Genomic DNA, 13,756 nt, shown 5'->3' with positions numbered 1-13,756 from the left:
GTTATGTTACGTTAAAAACAGTTAAGTGGACTAAAATGTATTTTGCTTTAGTCAATTAAGGTGGCACCACGGCTCTTTTCCGTCCTTTTGTGATGGAAGGGCCTTTTTATATTGTTTAAATACATTTTATATGTGTTTGACAAGTGCAAAGTAGAGCTGAGTTGAGAATAGAAAGGAAGAGCTAGAGATGACTGTTGAAGTAAAGGATTATGTTTTAAAGGAAATACAAGGTGATATGATGACACCGATTTCTATTTTTGAAAGCTTAACAGGTACAAGAAAGGTGTTATTTGAATCCTCTGCAAAGCATGAGGAAAGTGGTAGATATTCCTTTATCGCCTTAAATCCTATAGCCGAATTAAAAGGAAGCAAAGAAAATTACACTTACCAAACGAACGATGAAGAGCCGCAATTTGAAGAGGGAGCTGTGTTAAGTAAATTACGTAATATACTCCCGCTTCAAAGTAAAGCCTATCCTTTTTCCTTTTTTGGAGGGGCAATTGGTTTCTTTGGTTATGATATCGCCTTCTATAATGAAGCGATAGGTGAAACACTTGAAGATGAACTAGCTATGCCGGATGTTCATGTTTATTTTTATGACACATTTATCGTTTTTGATCATCTATCTCAAAAGGTTTCCGTTGTATCAATTGATATATTTAATAGTGGTAAAGCAGAATCTGAAATGGAAAACCAAGTGAATATAATTATAGAAGAAATCAAGCGAGGGTCGACATTTGTTGAAGATTCAGCTGTATCTGTAAAATTCGAGCCAACTATTGAAAAACCTCAATTTATCAAAATGGTAAAAAAAGCAAAAAGCCGTATTGAACGAGGCGATATCTTTCAGGTCGTATTATCTCAAAGATTCAAAGCCGATTTTACAGGGGAGCCATTTTCTCTATATCGGAAATTACGCACGTCCAATCCTTCACCTTATATGTTTTATCTTGAATTTGAAGATTATACACTCCTAGGAACATCGCCAGAGAGCCTGGTAAAGGTAGTTAATCGTAAAGTTACGACAAACCCTATAGCGGGTACGAAGCCAAGAGGGAAGACAAAGGAAGAGGACCTCCATCTTGAGCATTTGCTTATTAATGATGAAAAAGAAATTGCTGAGCATAGAATGCTAGTCGACCTAGGAAGAAATGATATCGGCCGAGTGAGTAAAATTGGAACAGTACAAGTTACAAAATATATGGGTATTGAGAGATATAAGCATGTAATGCACATCGTCTCTGAAGTGACAGGTGTGCTAAATGAAGAGACCGATGTATTAGATGTTTTAACAGCATGCTTACCTGCAGGAACTGTGTCTGGTGCACCAAAAATTCGAGCGATGCAAATCATTAATGAATTAGAGCAATTCAAGCGTGGCGTATATTCCGGGGCAATTGGTTATATATCCTCAAGTGGAAATATGGATTTAGCATTAGCTATTCGCACGATGATTGTAAAGGATGATAAAGCATTTGTGCAGGCTGGTGCTGGAATTGTCTATGACTCGATTCCGGAATCTGAATATGAAGAGACGATAAACAAAGCGAAGGCTCTTTTGGAGGTGCACAGATGATTTTACTAATTGATAATTACGATTCATTTACCTATAATCTATATCAACAAATTTCGAAACTAAATCAGGAGGTAAAAGTAGTCCGAAACGATGCAATTACAATAGAAGAAATCAGGAATTTGAACCCCGAAGCGATTGTATTATCACCTGGTCCGGGAACACCCTCAGAGGCTGGGATTACAGTAGAGGTTGTAAGAGAATTATATAAAGAAATACCGATTTTAGGAATTTGTCTTGGGCACCAGTCAATTGGGGAAGCATTTGGTTGTAAGATTGTAAGAGCAAAGAACATAATGCATGGTAAACTGTCTATTTTAGACTATAAAAAATGTGGATTGTTTGAGTCCTTGGAGGGTGAAATAGAAGTCATGCGCTACCATTCATTAGTTATTGAGCCAAGTAATTTATCAGCAGATTTAGAGGTAATGGCAATTTCGAGGGATGATCGAGAAATCATGGCTATTCAACATAGAAACTTCCCAGTATTCGGCTTGCAATTTCACCCTGAGTCAATTGGTACAGAAGCAGGTACGAGAATGATTGAATCTTTTCTGAAACAAATTGATCTACTAAAAGTTTAATAGGTTACCTGGAGAGGAGCAGACTATTGGAAAAAACAGAAACTTACTTTTTAGGATTAACTAATGAACAACTGCAAAATGAAGTCCCACTAATAGTTCAATTGTTAAATGAAAATAAATTAGTGAAAACACAAGACTTGGCGAAGCTATTGATTAAATTTCCTAACGAGATTACTCCATTTATTTTTGAAGTGTTCGAATCAGCGGAAAAGGATATTAGTATGAAGGAATGGTGCCTGGATTTTCTTGTGCCACAGCTACCTTTTTTCGTGAAAATCGCTCTAGAGGAACAATTGCAAAGAATCGCACATGCTCCTACAATTGAAGAAAAGTCAGCTAATCTTGATGAAAAAGCTTTATCGGTTTTAAATAATTTTATCTAAATCATACTGCAGCACACATTTTATAAATTTGTGTGCTTTTTTTCGTCTAAAATTAATTTATCAACGTCTAATTAATGAGAGGAGGGGGGAACAGTTTGCAACAACATTTAAAAGAAATAATTGATCAATACGGCGATTATTTGCTCCGTATAGCTTATACATATGTTAGGGATGAACGAATTGCACAGGAAATCCTTCAGGATGTCCTTTTTTCATACTACAGGAAACAAAGTCAGTTTAGGGGAGATGCTTCTCTTAAAACCTACTTAACAAAAATGACGATTAACCGCAGTTATGATTATTTAAGGAGCTGGAAAAATAAAAGGGAGCTTGTATTAGAAAAAATTTTTATAAAAGAAAGAACAAAGAGTATAGAAAAAAGCGTAATTGAAGAGGAAGAGAAGACGGAAATAACGAGTGCAGTATTTACTTTAAAGGTAAAGCTTCGTGAGGCTATTTTCTTGTACTACTATGCTGAACATACTACAAAGAAAATTTCAGAGATTCTTGGTGTTCCCTAATCCACTATAAAATCCAGATTGCAGAAGGCTAGAGCTGAGCTAAGAGAGAAGCTTCAAAACTATGAATGGGAGGTGCTAGTCGATGAAAACTCAGAAAGATTTTAAGGGAAGCTGGAAAAGCGAGCTTGAATCAAGCATCAACCTATCTCCAAAAATGAAGGAAGATTTGCTGGATAAGGTAAGCTCTCAACGTGATGTATCAGAAGCGAAGAGGAATTGGATTTACCCAACGGTGCTTACATCATTTGTATTAGGTGCAGCTTTCTTCCTATTACTAATGATTCAATATAACCCGCTAGATCTAACAATGTCTTCTCCAGAAGAAATAAATAATGATATTAATATTTTTGAGCTACTGTCCTCTGAGAAGTTTTACTGGATAGTTGGGGCAATTATTTTAGAAATAATCGTGGTACTTCTATTTTTTGCCGTTATGAAGAAGACGAGGAGATGGGAAAAGACATTTGTTGCTAGGGTTTTGGCAAAACTATTACCAACTAGGCAAAACAGTATTCTAATCCAGAGTTTCTTGTGCGTTGTTATTGGAATGGGAATAGTTTTTTCATCATTGGCTAGTATCAAATATTTAACTGTGTTTTTTGTTTTTCTGTTAAATTATTTAGTTTTATTATGGTCCATTAGGGACTTAAACAGGTCCAGCTGTCCTCACTGTGGTCATCTCTTTTCACGTAAAGATCTTTACAAAATAACATGGGCTCCGTACCGTTTAAAATGCATTCACTGTGAAGAAAATATTTTTCAAACTAAAGCCTCTAGGAATAAAGCCATTATATTCGTTTGGATGCCTTTTGTTAGTCATTATGCATTAGGATTTTTAGGAATCCCTTTTCCAGTAATAGGATTTTCGTTTATCCTTGTTGGTTTATTTTTTAATTTTTATATTAATAATTTCACAACTCGTTATTCTAAAGAGGATGAACCAATGTGGTGAATGTCAGATGTGATACATTACATTTCATTGAACAAAAAATTTTTTATATGCTGCAAAAAAGGACGCTATACTGCTGCGTCCTTTTGCTTTCTATTATAGATACTTTGCTATTTCACTTTCGAATTTTGAAGGTTTGTCTGTTGGGGCGAAGCGTTTAACGACATTGCCATTGCGATCGACTAAAAATTTGGTGAAATTCCATTTTACTTTACTACCCAAAATACCTTTCGTTTCCTCCGTTAAATATTTAAATAAGGGATGGGCGTTTTCTCCATTTACCTTAACAAGCTCATGCATAGGGAAGGAGACTCCATATGTAAGTCGGCAGGCCTCAGCAGCTTCTGTACCAGAACTTAACTCTTGTTTAAACTGATCAGAAGGAAAGCCGAGTATTTCAAATCCTTTTTCATGATAATTTTTATAAAGCTCTTCCAATTCATTAAACTGACCAGCGAGTCCGCATTTAGTGGCAGTGTTTACAATAAGCAAGAGTTTGCCTTCGTATTTGTTTAGTGTATAGGGAATTCCTTCGTCGTTTGTTACTTCAAAGTTATAAATAGTCATTGAAATCCTTCTTTCTTTACAAGTTGGAAGCTGTTTTGACGCTTCTTTGCTTTTTCATTTAATAACACTAGTGTAACAGCAAGTGTGAAGGCTGTAACTAAACAAGCCCCTATAAATGCAATGACGCCATTCCATCCCCATCTAGACCAGAAGAATCCTCCTGTTGTTCCACCAATACTAGAGCCAAAATAATAGGCGAATAGATAAAGGGAAGAGGCTTGTGCTCTGTCCTTTGTAGCCCGGAAGCTGACCCATCCGCTTGCAATGGAATGTGAACCAAAAAAACCAAAAGTAAAGATGACAATCCCGGCAATTTTAATAACAAGGTTGATAGGTAACGTCAGTAGAGCTCCTGTAAACATGATAGCAATCCCAGTGAGCAATACTTTTGGACGTCCAAACTTGTCAGAAAGACTTCCAAACCATGTGGAGCTAAAAGTTCCCACAAGGTAAACGATAAATATCCAACCAACAACGGTACTGCTTAAATGATAAGGAGCGCCAAGTAATTTATAGCTTATATAATTATAAAGTGTGACAAATCCACCCATTAAGGTAAATGAAATTCCGAATAGACAAAGTAAACCTGGATCCTTTATATGATGAAAAAGAGATTTGGATAATGCTTTAAATTCGAGCTTTCGAGGGCTAAAATGCTTTGAGGCAGGTAAAGCCCAAACAAAATATAAACAAATAAGCAAGCTTAGTAATCCTGTAAACACCATGCCGATTTGCCAATTGAAGAAATCTGTCATGGTACCCATAATGATTCTTCCCGATAGCCCACCTATTGAATTACCGCTAATATAGAGACCCATTGCAACTCCAAGACTCTTTGGATCTACCTCTTCAGCCAAATATGCCATTGCTATTGCAGGTACGCCAGCAAAAACAAAGCCTTGAAGCATACGTAATAGTAAAAGTGCTTCAAAGGTGGGGGCAAAGGCTAGTAAGATGGTGAAAATTGAAGCGGCGAAAATGGAAATGGTCATTAACCGTTTACGTCCCCAGGCCTCTGATAATGAGCCAAATAAAATTAGAGTGACCGATAAGACGCCAGTAGAAAGAGAGAGCGATAGACTTGCAGTAGCTGGGGAGACACCAAAGGTTTTAGTGAATTGTGGAAATAAGGGCTGTGTAATATAAAGGTTGGCAAAGGTGATAAAACCCGCAGCAAATAAGGCTAAATTAGCTAAAGTAAATTCTTTCGTTCCTTTTTGTAAATAATTCATGCTGATACGCCTCTTTTTCAAAATTAACATATTTTTGAACTTTAATTTATTATAATGAAGATAGCTATATAATGATAATTCATTGTTTTTATGTGTCTTATAAATTTTAGTCATAAGGGAGAGGGGTAATATGGATTTTAATTCTCTTCAATATTTTGTCTTGGTTGCAAAATATGAAAATATGTCACGTGCTGCAGAAATTTTACATATAACGCAACCTGCCCTCAGTAAATCCATTTCATTATTAGAGGAAAGCTTGGGGGTTACTTTGTTTGAGAGAAATGGTCGCTCCATTAAATTGAATCGTTATGGACAATTTTTTTTAGAACGGTCTGAAAACCTGTTGAAGGATTATGAAATGGCAAAAGAAGACCTCCTAAATCTTGTTTCTCCTGGACAAGGTGTAGTCTCTATAGGATTTATGCATACACTTGGACTCGAAGTAATTCCTCAATTAATGGCTCGAGTACAAAAAGACTATCCACAGCTTAAAATTCAATTGACTCAAAGTAATTCAAGTACGATTTTGCAGAAGCTAGAGGTGGGGGAACTCGATTTATGTTTAATTTCTTCCCTAGATACACATAAGGATTTGGTTTGGGAGAAGCTTTGGGAGGAGGAATTATTTCTCATTGTGCCAAAAAGCCATCCTCTTGCGAGTGCTAATGAAGTTAGCCTTAAGGATTTTGCTGGTGAACCATTTATCTCGATTAAACAAGGAAATACATTACGTAAATCCGTTGACGATTTATATAAACAAGAAGGCTACCAGTTAAATGTAGCCTTTGAGGGTGAAGAGGTTCATACCATCACAGGCTTAGTGGAAAGTGGACTTGGTGTATCGCTTATTCCTTATATAAAGGGACTTGAGCAATATCAAATTCAGCTGCTAAAGGTTAATGCACCAAACTGTAGACGAGAGATTGGTTTAGCTTATATAAATAAGCATTTTAAGAGCGCGGCTACTAAGCTACTTGAAGACTATATACGAACATTTTTTCAAACAACAAAGTTAGGTAAGAGAGATTGAGCCTGCAATAGAAAAAGGGAAGTCCATATGTGAAATAGACTTCCCTTACAGCTCGCTTATCGTAATTTTCCTGTAATAATATTGGCGATTTCTTCTACAGACATAGAAGAATTTAACTCGAATTGTCCTTTTTGAATGGTTGTTGCGTATTCAGGCTGAGCCAAAAACAGCTCCATTTCAACACTATTTTTAATAATGTTCATGTCTTTTAATTTTTGAGCAACCTCTGCAGGAGTTAAGCCAGCATAAACGTAAAGCGTATCTGTCACTGTTTCGTCTTTTACCTCAGGATCACTAGCTACTGGCTTTTCTTCTGATTCAGTTTTTTGTTCTTCAGAAGGCTTGTCTTCTGCTACTGCCTCATTTGTCGGCTCTGTTTGTTCTAGTCCTGTAATTTGTTCGTTTGCATCCTGTAGCTGTTGTTCTAATTGTGAGATTTTACTTTTATACTGTTCTTCAGCTTTCGTTTCTGAAGAAGAAATGAAAGGAATATTAACTTTTTCTGAGAAAGTAATTAGCAAGCCGATTACGAAACAAGCAATGCCAAAGGAACGTAATGAAGATTTTTTCATCGGTTGCCTCCGTTATTTAAAATCGAAAGAATTTGTTCCTTTGACAATGTAGACATTTTACTTATTTCGTCAACAGGATATCCCTGTTTGTTTAACTGGATGACTTGACTTATAAGTATTTCGTTGATTTGTTGGGTGTTATTAGCTGGATTTACTTGTTTTGACTGTGCGACTTGTGCTGCTTGCTTATAGGCCTGTATTGAGCTTTTATTTGTTGCCTTTGGTTTAACAGTAAAATTAGATTCCAACAACAGCTCTTCTTCTATAATTTTTAATCGCTTTTTAAGCGAATTTGTTTCTTGATAGATACTAATCGAGAGGTCTTCGATATCCTGCTCTAATTTTTTTGAAGAATCTCTTAGGAAAAATGATACAACGATACAAAGGATTCCGATGATCATTAAAATTATTGAAAATTCCACTATATTTCCTCCGTTAATAATCGCATTTTAGGTTATTTTACCATAGTAAAAGTTAATTATAAATCATGCTAGATTTTTTTTCAGTTTATGTTATAATGATTTAGTCGTATAAATCATGCTCAAATGATACAAGTCTTGATATAGAGTGGGAGGGTTAATAATGCGCGTAAACATTACTTTAGCTTGCACAGATTGTGGCGAACGTAACTACATTTCTAAAAAGAACAAACGTAACAATCCAGAGCGTCTTGAACTTAAAAAATATTGCTCTCGCGAGAAGAAATACACTCTTCACCGTGAAACAAAGTAAGCATTATTGCCAAAACCACTTGTGGTTTTGGCTTTTTAATTATAGGAACAAATCAATGTCTAAAGGGATGATTTAAATTGGATAAAAAGCTACTAAGAACTCAAGTTAGACACTCCTTACAAAAAATGGACGCTGAGCAATATGAACTTTCATCTCTAAATATTAAAAAGCTTTTGTTTAGAGAGCCTTCTATTATAAAAGGAAAGACGATTGCTATCACGATATCCAATAAACAAGAGGTTGATACGAAAAAGATTATTGAATCTCTTTGGCAGCTTAAAAAAAAAGTAGTAGTGCCAAAGTGCAATTCGAAGGATCGCTCTATGAAATTCTATGAAATAGAGCATTTTAATCAGCTTGAAAACGTATATATGGATTTACAGGAACCGAACCCCGAATGTACACAGCTTGTACATCCAGAGGAAATAGACTGTATCATCGTGCCAGGAATCGTCTTTGATAAGAAAGGGTATCGAATAGGTTATGGCGGAGGCTATTATGACCGATATCTGAGTCGATTTGATGGAATGTTGATTTCACTAGCCTTCAATTTACAAGTGATTGATGATGTCCCTAAGGAAAGCTTTGATATACCAGTAGACTTATTAATTACTGAAACTGAAACAATCGATTGTCTGCAAAATCGAAAGGAGCTTAACTCATGAAATCAATGAAGGATATATATGACTTACTAAAACAATATGGAACATTTATTTATACAAGAGATCGCCAGGGAGATATCCTTTTGATGGAGGACGAGATACGAGAGCTATATAAAGCGAAAGTATTGGAACCGAGTGCTTTTCAAGCTGCGATGTTAATTTTGCGACAAGAAGCCTCGAGAATTGCAAAAGAGGAAAAAAGACTTCAATAGTCTCAATTTTAACTTGGAAATTTTTGATTATTTGGTAAAAATTTAATTTTTGTGATTGAAACAAGTCGTTTATGTTAATAAATGTTAATTATATGTCTAATAAATGAAATGAACCAGCAGTGGATTTTTTCCACTGTTTTCATTTGGGAACCTTTTTGTAAATAAAACGTAATTATTCTTAAGGTATTATAATATTTGACATCATAATCGTTGAATTTTGTAATATTCTGTCGAGCGGTTTTTCTCTACTGTCTATTGCTAAATAAAGTAAAAAAGATTAAGATAAATTTTGTTTATTATTATTAAAATGTTTTTTTATTGTAAATTTCATTTCACTAGAAATGTATTACATTTATATATTAATTTTGTAGAAGGGATGTTTTGGAATGAAATCATTTAAATGGCCTAAACATTCGATATTAGCGATAGCGATTTTCGCGACTTGGCTTAAAACAGTAATTGTGTACCATACAAGCTTCGAGCTGGATATTGAAAATGCGATGCAAGAGTTAATTTTGATTATTAATCCATTAAGCTTTATTCTTTTTGCTTATGGAATTTCTCTATTCTTCAAAACAGAGAAGCTACGAAATCGGTATTTGATTACCGTTAGTGCATTTTTAGCAATCGTACTTTTCGCAAATGTTGGTTTTTACAGATTCTATAATGATTTTATTACCTTCGCAGTGTTATTCCAAACAAGTAATTTCGGTGATTTGGGGAATTCAGTTGCAGATATTATTAGCTTCACAGATATTCTTTACTTTGCTGATTTAATTGTGCTACTTATTGCGATTAAATTTATTCCAAAAAGCGAAGGAATTACACCTGTAAGAATTGAAATGCGTCGTGCGTATTTTGTTCTTTCAATGGCGATTGTATTCTTAAATTTAGGATTATCCGAAACGGAGCGTCCACAGCTTCTAACACGTGCATTCGATCGTGAGCTACTTGTAAAAAACATCGGTACGTATAACTATCATTTATATGACATCTATGTACAGTCAAAGTCAAGTGCACAGCGAGCATTGGCTGATGGTAGTGAGTTGGTTGAAGTAGATAACTATGTGCAAGCAAATCAAGCAGCTGTGAACCCAGAGATGTTTGGGAAGTATAAGGGACGCAACGTGATACTGGTTTCACTAGAATCTCTTCAGAGTTTTGTGATAAACAATGAAATGAATGGGGAAGTAGTTACACCATTTTTAAATAGTCTAACAAACGATAAGGATACGTATTATTTTAATGATTTTTACCACCAAACAGGCTTAGGGAAAACAAGTGATTCTGAGTTTATCGTTGAAAATTCATTATTTGGATTGGGTCGTGGGGCTGTATTCTTTACTCATGGTGGAAATACGTATAATACGATGTCTGAAAAATTAGGTGAGAATGGATACTTTACAAATGTAATGCATTCTAATAATTCATCGTTTTGGAACCGAAATGAAATTTATGAGTCATTTAATATCGATAAATTTTACGATATTGAATCCTATGAAGTAACAGATGAGAATTCTGTAAACTGGGGACTGAAGGATATTCCGTACTTTGAGCAATCAGTGGATCTAATGAAAGAAATGGATCAACCATTTTATTCAAAAATGATAACTTTAACAAATCACTATCCCTTCACTTTGGAAGAAGAGGATATTATGATTCCTGAGTATAATTCAAATTCGGGGACGTTAAATCGTTATTTCCAAACAGTCCGTTATTTAGATGAATCGATTAAAACCTTCTTTGATAAGCTTAAAGAAGAGGGACTTTATGACAACTCAATAATTGTGATGTATGGAGATCACTATGGAATTTCAGAAAATCATAATAAAGCGATGTCGACGTATTTAGGTAAAGAAGAAATTACAGCTTATGATAGTGCTTTACTACAGTCAGTACCATTATTCATTCATGTTCCTGGATCAGGAGATGGGCAAGTAATGGATGAAGCGGCTGGCCAAATCGACCTTCGTCCTACAATCATGCACTTACTTGGAATTGAGACTTCGAATGACATGCAATTAGGGGCAGATTTATTCTCTGAAGAGCATGAGGACTTAGTTATTTTCCGTGACGGTCGATTCATAACAGATGACCTGGTTTACGCTGGTGAAGTATGTTATGACAGAACTACAGGTGAACAAACAGAAATTGAAGCGTGTCAGCCATATATTGAACGTTCTTCGATTGAGTTGGAATACTCTGATCAAATAATAAATGGCGACTTATTGCGTTTCTATGATGAAGCTACAGGTAATTTACTACAGGATGCACTAGAAGTAGAAGAAAAATAAAGAAAAGGGTTATCTCAAGTGCTGAGATAACCCTTTTCTTCTGCTTCGATTGTAGAAAGAGAAAAAACGAGGTATCTAGAAGATACCTCGTTTTTATCTTAGTGATGTAATGCTGGTGGGTAGCCTTGATTTAAAATAGTCATTACTACAAACCAACCAAAAATTGCTGCAGTAGCTAAGCTAAATACTAAAGAAAGAACATTCTTTTCTTTAATCGCTTGGAAAAAGTTCACTACTGCGAAGATTGCTACTAAAGCGAAAATAACCATTAATAAGTTCATTAAAAAAGACACTCCTTTCGACATGTGAAAAAGCATGTCGATAAACAATATTCCTTCTTTATTGTAAATCACCTTATCCCGTTTGTCGAGAAGAAATAATCCAGTTGTTTGACTAGAGAATGTAATTTTCTTCTAAGCGATGTATAATAATCGAGAGGTGAATACAATGTTAAACGTTAAAGCATATAGTCTAGGACCTGTTCAAACAAATTGTTATATCATTAGTAATAAGCAAAAAGAGTGCATACTATTCGACCCAGGGGAAGAATCTTCAAAAATAATGAAAGTAATTCAGTCCAATCAGCTAAAACCAAGAGCTATTTTTTTAACACACGCACATTTTGATCATATAGGTGCTGTAGAGGATTTAAGAGAAGTTTTTGAACTTCCTCTATATATTCATGAAAAAGAAGTGTCCTGGCTATCTGATCCCATGAAAAATGGTTCTGGTAGGTATGCTGAGCTTCCGAATTACATTGTTAACAAACCCGAACAAGAGTATATCATTCGAAAGGAACAGTCCTTTGATATCGCTGACATGAAATTTAAGGCAGTATTTACACCAGGTCATTCTCCTGGCAGTATCTCATATATTTTCGAAGAAGACGGATTTGCAATAGTAGGGGATACTTTATTTGAAGGCAGTATTGGAAGAACTGATTTACTTGGAGGATCGCATGAGGTGCTTCTTAAGTCAATTCATGACAAATTGTTAGTGTTGCCTGAGGATACAATTATTTACCCAGGACACGGTAGTTATACGACTCCAGCTCAGGAAATCGATAGTAATCCTTTTTTAAATGGATTCTAAATTCAAAGAAACGATTCAGTTAAAGTTGAATCGTTTCTTTTCTTTATTATTTTATAAATAAAAAACACCAACTGAAAAAACAGTTGGTGTCGTTTATTAGTGTCCTGCACCTGGTACATGGATAAACGTAGTGTAATACGTGAATCCTGCGAAGAATATTGTTAAATAAGCTCCGAAAATGTACATGTACATGCGTTCTGTTAGGTTTAAGAAGCCTAATAATAAGAATAAAATTGTATTACCAATGAATAATAGCGAAACCTCGTACATATCACCAAGGTAGAACATAACGGCAAAAATACCAGTCCAGAAAGCCATAACTTTATACATGTTACTCATGAAGTATCCCTCCTTTTGCCATACGACACAATAATATCATCTTTTATTATAAATGATTTGAAACTATAATGTAAACTCCTACTTACATTTTGTTTGTGACAATAGAGTAGAAAATGCTAGAGAGCATTATTGCCAATTTCTATTTCGTACTTGCAGTTTTCACAATCATGAACCATGCTTTCTACTTGCTCAAACTCATTTTGAGAAAAAAGAGCATCTATTTGCCCGTTTAAATAGGATTCATGTAATATACATACAATCTCATTATTTGTAGATAATTGTTTTTTAAACGGACAATTATAAATAGAGAAGATAATTTTTTTTCCATTCTCTGTTTCAGTAATTTCTGGTATGTATCCAATTAGTGCAGAAGCTGTTGTTAAGTGATCTATTTTAGCGTTAAAGTCACTAAGTACAATTCCTTTTCCATAGGCTATACTTTGTTTCATTTCTGAATAGCCATCTTCATAGCTTATTTTTTTTGCAACGTCAATTGCCTCTGGCCCCAATTGTTCGATTAGCTTCATAGCCCAATTAATCAAACGACTATCCTCTTTTTTAGGGAAGCTTAACTCAACTCCCTCTTCGGAAGCTTTATACTCTCGCCCAGGTCTGCCACCCTTACCGGATTTGACAAAGTGAGCTGAAATTAAATTGATTTCTGTTAGCTTTGTTAAATGAAGTCTAGCCACATTTGGATGAATATTAAATCGGTCGGCAATCGCTTGTACTGTAAATGATTTTTTTTGTTGAAGCATATATTCATAAATTTGGTAACGTGTTTCATCAGATAAAGTACTTGTTATTTTTAAAGGATGAACCATGAAATCACCTCTCTAGTATTATTTACTTTTTATTACAGTATTATTTTAACTTTTATAATATAGGATTGATATAGAATTTGTCGATGAATTATTACAATTAAAGCAAATTTCATATTTTGGGTTGATTTTACTAATCTAAATGTAGTAATAAGGGGTTGAAAAATGAGATTTGAAGGATAATTTATACTCA

General features: G+C 34.9%; 18 protein-coding genes and 1 other annotated feature (1 of these 19 running past the window's edge). Of the genes, 11 read left to right on the top strand and 7 right to left on the bottom strand.

From position 1 onward, the window contains the following. Positions 1-90 (top strand) — a binding site (T-box leader) (it extends 131 nt beyond the left edge of the window). A 97-nt stretch (positions 91-187) separates the two neighbouring features. The 5 genes from trpE to LG296_RS11690 all read left to right on the top strand — a co-directional run bounded on the left by trpE (position 188) and on the right by LG296_RS11690 (position 4,013). Next, entirely contained in the window at positions 188-1,576 is a 1,389-nt protein-coding gene (gene trpE, locus LG296_RS11710; RefSeq protein WP_404426991.1) for an anthranilate synthase component I, read from the top strand. After that, positions 1,573-2,157: an anthranilate synthase component II gene (locus tag LG296_RS11705; protein ID WP_404426990.1), complete on the top strand. Its 585-nt coding sequence runs from the start codon at positions 1,573-1,575 to the stop codon at positions 2,155-2,157. The genes trpE and LG296_RS11705 overlap by 4 nt, the downstream gene beginning before the upstream one ends. Before the next feature lie 26 nt (positions 2,158-2,183). Next, positions 2,184-2,540, top strand: a complete 357-nt coding sequence (locus tag LG296_RS11700) for a DUF5071 domain-containing protein (RefSeq protein WP_181418097.1) — start codon at positions 2,184-2,186, stop codon at positions 2,538-2,540. Between the two features lie 95 nt (positions 2,541-2,635). Then, positions 2,636-3,061 (top strand): sigma-70 family RNA polymerase sigma factor, encoded by a 426-nt coding sequence (locus LG296_RS11695; protein ID WP_235867691.1) that lies wholly within the window; start codon positions 2,636-2,638, stop codon positions 3,059-3,061. A gap of 82 nt (positions 3,062-3,143) precedes the next feature. Further along, positions 3,144-4,013, top strand: a complete 870-nt coding sequence (locus LG296_RS11690) for a hypothetical protein (RefSeq protein ID WP_107934802.1) — start codon at positions 3,144-3,146, stop codon at positions 4,011-4,013. 93 nt (positions 4,014-4,106) lie between these two features. On the opposite strand, the gene LG296_RS11685 is transcribed toward LG296_RS11690, so the two are convergent. Together LG296_RS11685 and LG296_RS11680 are read right to left on the bottom strand one after the other, a co-directional pair. After that, positions 4,107-4,577: a glutathione peroxidase gene (locus LG296_RS11685; protein WP_107934803.1), complete on the bottom strand. Its 471-nt coding sequence runs from the start codon at positions 4,575-4,577 to the stop codon at positions 4,107-4,109. Then, positions 4,574-5,809: an MFS transporter gene (locus LG296_RS11680; protein WP_107934804.1), complete on the bottom strand. Its 1,236-nt coding sequence runs from the start codon at positions 5,807-5,809 to the stop codon at positions 4,574-4,576. Before LG296_RS11680 ends, LG296_RS11685 begins: the two co-directional genes overlap by 4 nt. A gap of 130 nt (positions 5,810-5,939) precedes the next feature. Here LG296_RS11680 and LG296_RS11675 point away from each other — a divergent pair, with 130 nt between their 5' ends. Next, the gene (locus LG296_RS11675; RefSeq protein WP_107934805.1) at positions 5,940-6,839 is read left to right on the top strand and encodes a LysR family transcriptional regulator; all 900 of its coding nucleotides are present in this window, start codon (positions 5,940-5,942) and stop codon (positions 6,837-6,839) included. 56 nt (positions 6,840-6,895) lie between these two features. Here LG296_RS11675 and LG296_RS11670 read toward each other — a convergent pair whose 3' ends face one another. Together LG296_RS11670 and LG296_RS11665 are read right to left on the bottom strand one after the other, a co-directional pair. Beyond that, positions 6,896-7,411 (bottom strand): hypothetical protein, encoded by a 516-nt coding sequence (locus tag LG296_RS11670; RefSeq protein WP_107934806.1) that lies wholly within the window; start codon positions 7,409-7,411, stop codon positions 6,896-6,898. Then, positions 7,408-7,833, bottom strand: coding sequence for a hypothetical protein (locus LG296_RS11665; protein WP_107934807.1), 426 nt, complete (start codon positions 7,831-7,833; stop codon positions 7,408-7,410). Before LG296_RS11665 ends, LG296_RS11670 begins: the two co-directional genes overlap by 4 nt. A gap of 160 nt (positions 7,834-7,993) precedes the next feature. On the opposite strand from LG296_RS11665, the gene rpmG reads away from it, so the two are divergent. The 4 genes from rpmG to LG296_RS11645 all read left to right on the top strand — a co-directional run bounded on the left by rpmG (position 7,994) and on the right by LG296_RS11645 (position 11,311). Further along, on the top strand, positions 7,994-8,143 hold the full coding sequence (gene rpmG, locus LG296_RS11660) for a 50S ribosomal protein L33 (protein WP_008408521.1): 150 nt from the start codon (positions 7,994-7,996) through the stop codon (positions 8,141-8,143). A gap of 77 nt (positions 8,144-8,220) precedes the next feature. Continuing rightward, entirely contained in the window at positions 8,221-8,808 is a 588-nt protein-coding gene (locus LG296_RS11655; protein WP_107934808.1) for a 5-formyltetrahydrofolate cyclo-ligase, read from the top strand. Beyond that, on the top strand, positions 8,805-9,017 hold the full coding sequence (locus tag LG296_RS11650) for a YqgQ family protein (protein ID WP_107934809.1): 213 nt from the start codon (positions 8,805-8,807) through the stop codon (positions 9,015-9,017). Before LG296_RS11655 ends, LG296_RS11650 begins: the two co-directional genes overlap by 4 nt. A gap of 386 nt (positions 9,018-9,403) precedes the next feature. Then, positions 9,404-11,311, top strand: coding sequence for an LTA synthase family protein (locus LG296_RS11645; protein ID WP_107934810.1), 1,908 nt, complete (start codon positions 9,404-9,406; stop codon positions 11,309-11,311). Positions 11,312-11,409: 98 nt separating this feature from the next. On the opposite strand, the gene LG296_RS11640 is transcribed toward LG296_RS11645, so the two are convergent. Next, positions 11,410-11,592 (bottom strand): DUF2759 domain-containing protein, encoded by a 183-nt coding sequence (locus LG296_RS11640; protein WP_107934811.1) that lies wholly within the window; start codon positions 11,590-11,592, stop codon positions 11,410-11,412. A gap of 166 nt (positions 11,593-11,758) precedes the next feature. On the opposite strand from LG296_RS11640, the gene LG296_RS11635 reads away from it, so the two are divergent. Then, a complete protein-coding gene (locus LG296_RS11635) occupies positions 11,759-12,403 on the top strand; it encodes an MBL fold metallo-hydrolase (protein WP_107934812.1) in 645 nt (214 codons plus the stop codon). A 96-nt stretch (positions 12,404-12,499) separates the two neighbouring features. Here the strand turns inward: LG296_RS11635 and LG296_RS11630 are convergent, their stop codons facing one another. Next, the gene (locus LG296_RS11630) at positions 12,500-12,742 is read right to left on the bottom strand and encodes a DUF2626 family protein (RefSeq protein ID WP_107934813.1); all 243 of its coding nucleotides are present in this window, start codon (positions 12,740-12,742) and stop codon (positions 12,500-12,502) included. A gap of 116 nt (positions 12,743-12,858) precedes the next feature. Further along, positions 12,859-13,566, bottom strand: a complete 708-nt coding sequence (locus LG296_RS11625; protein WP_107934814.1) for a metalloregulator ArsR/SmtB family transcription factor — start codon at positions 13,564-13,566, stop codon at positions 12,859-12,861. Positions 13,567-13,756 lie beyond the last annotated feature (190 nt).

Source organism: Ureibacillus chungkukjangi (genome assembly GCF_044795995.1).
Classification (GTDB): domain Bacteria; phylum Bacillota; class Bacilli; order Bacillales_A; family Planococcaceae; genus Ureibacillus; species Ureibacillus chungkukjangi.
Note: the sequence above shows the minus strand (reverse complement) of the source record. Positions and strands in the feature narration are given on the sequence as shown.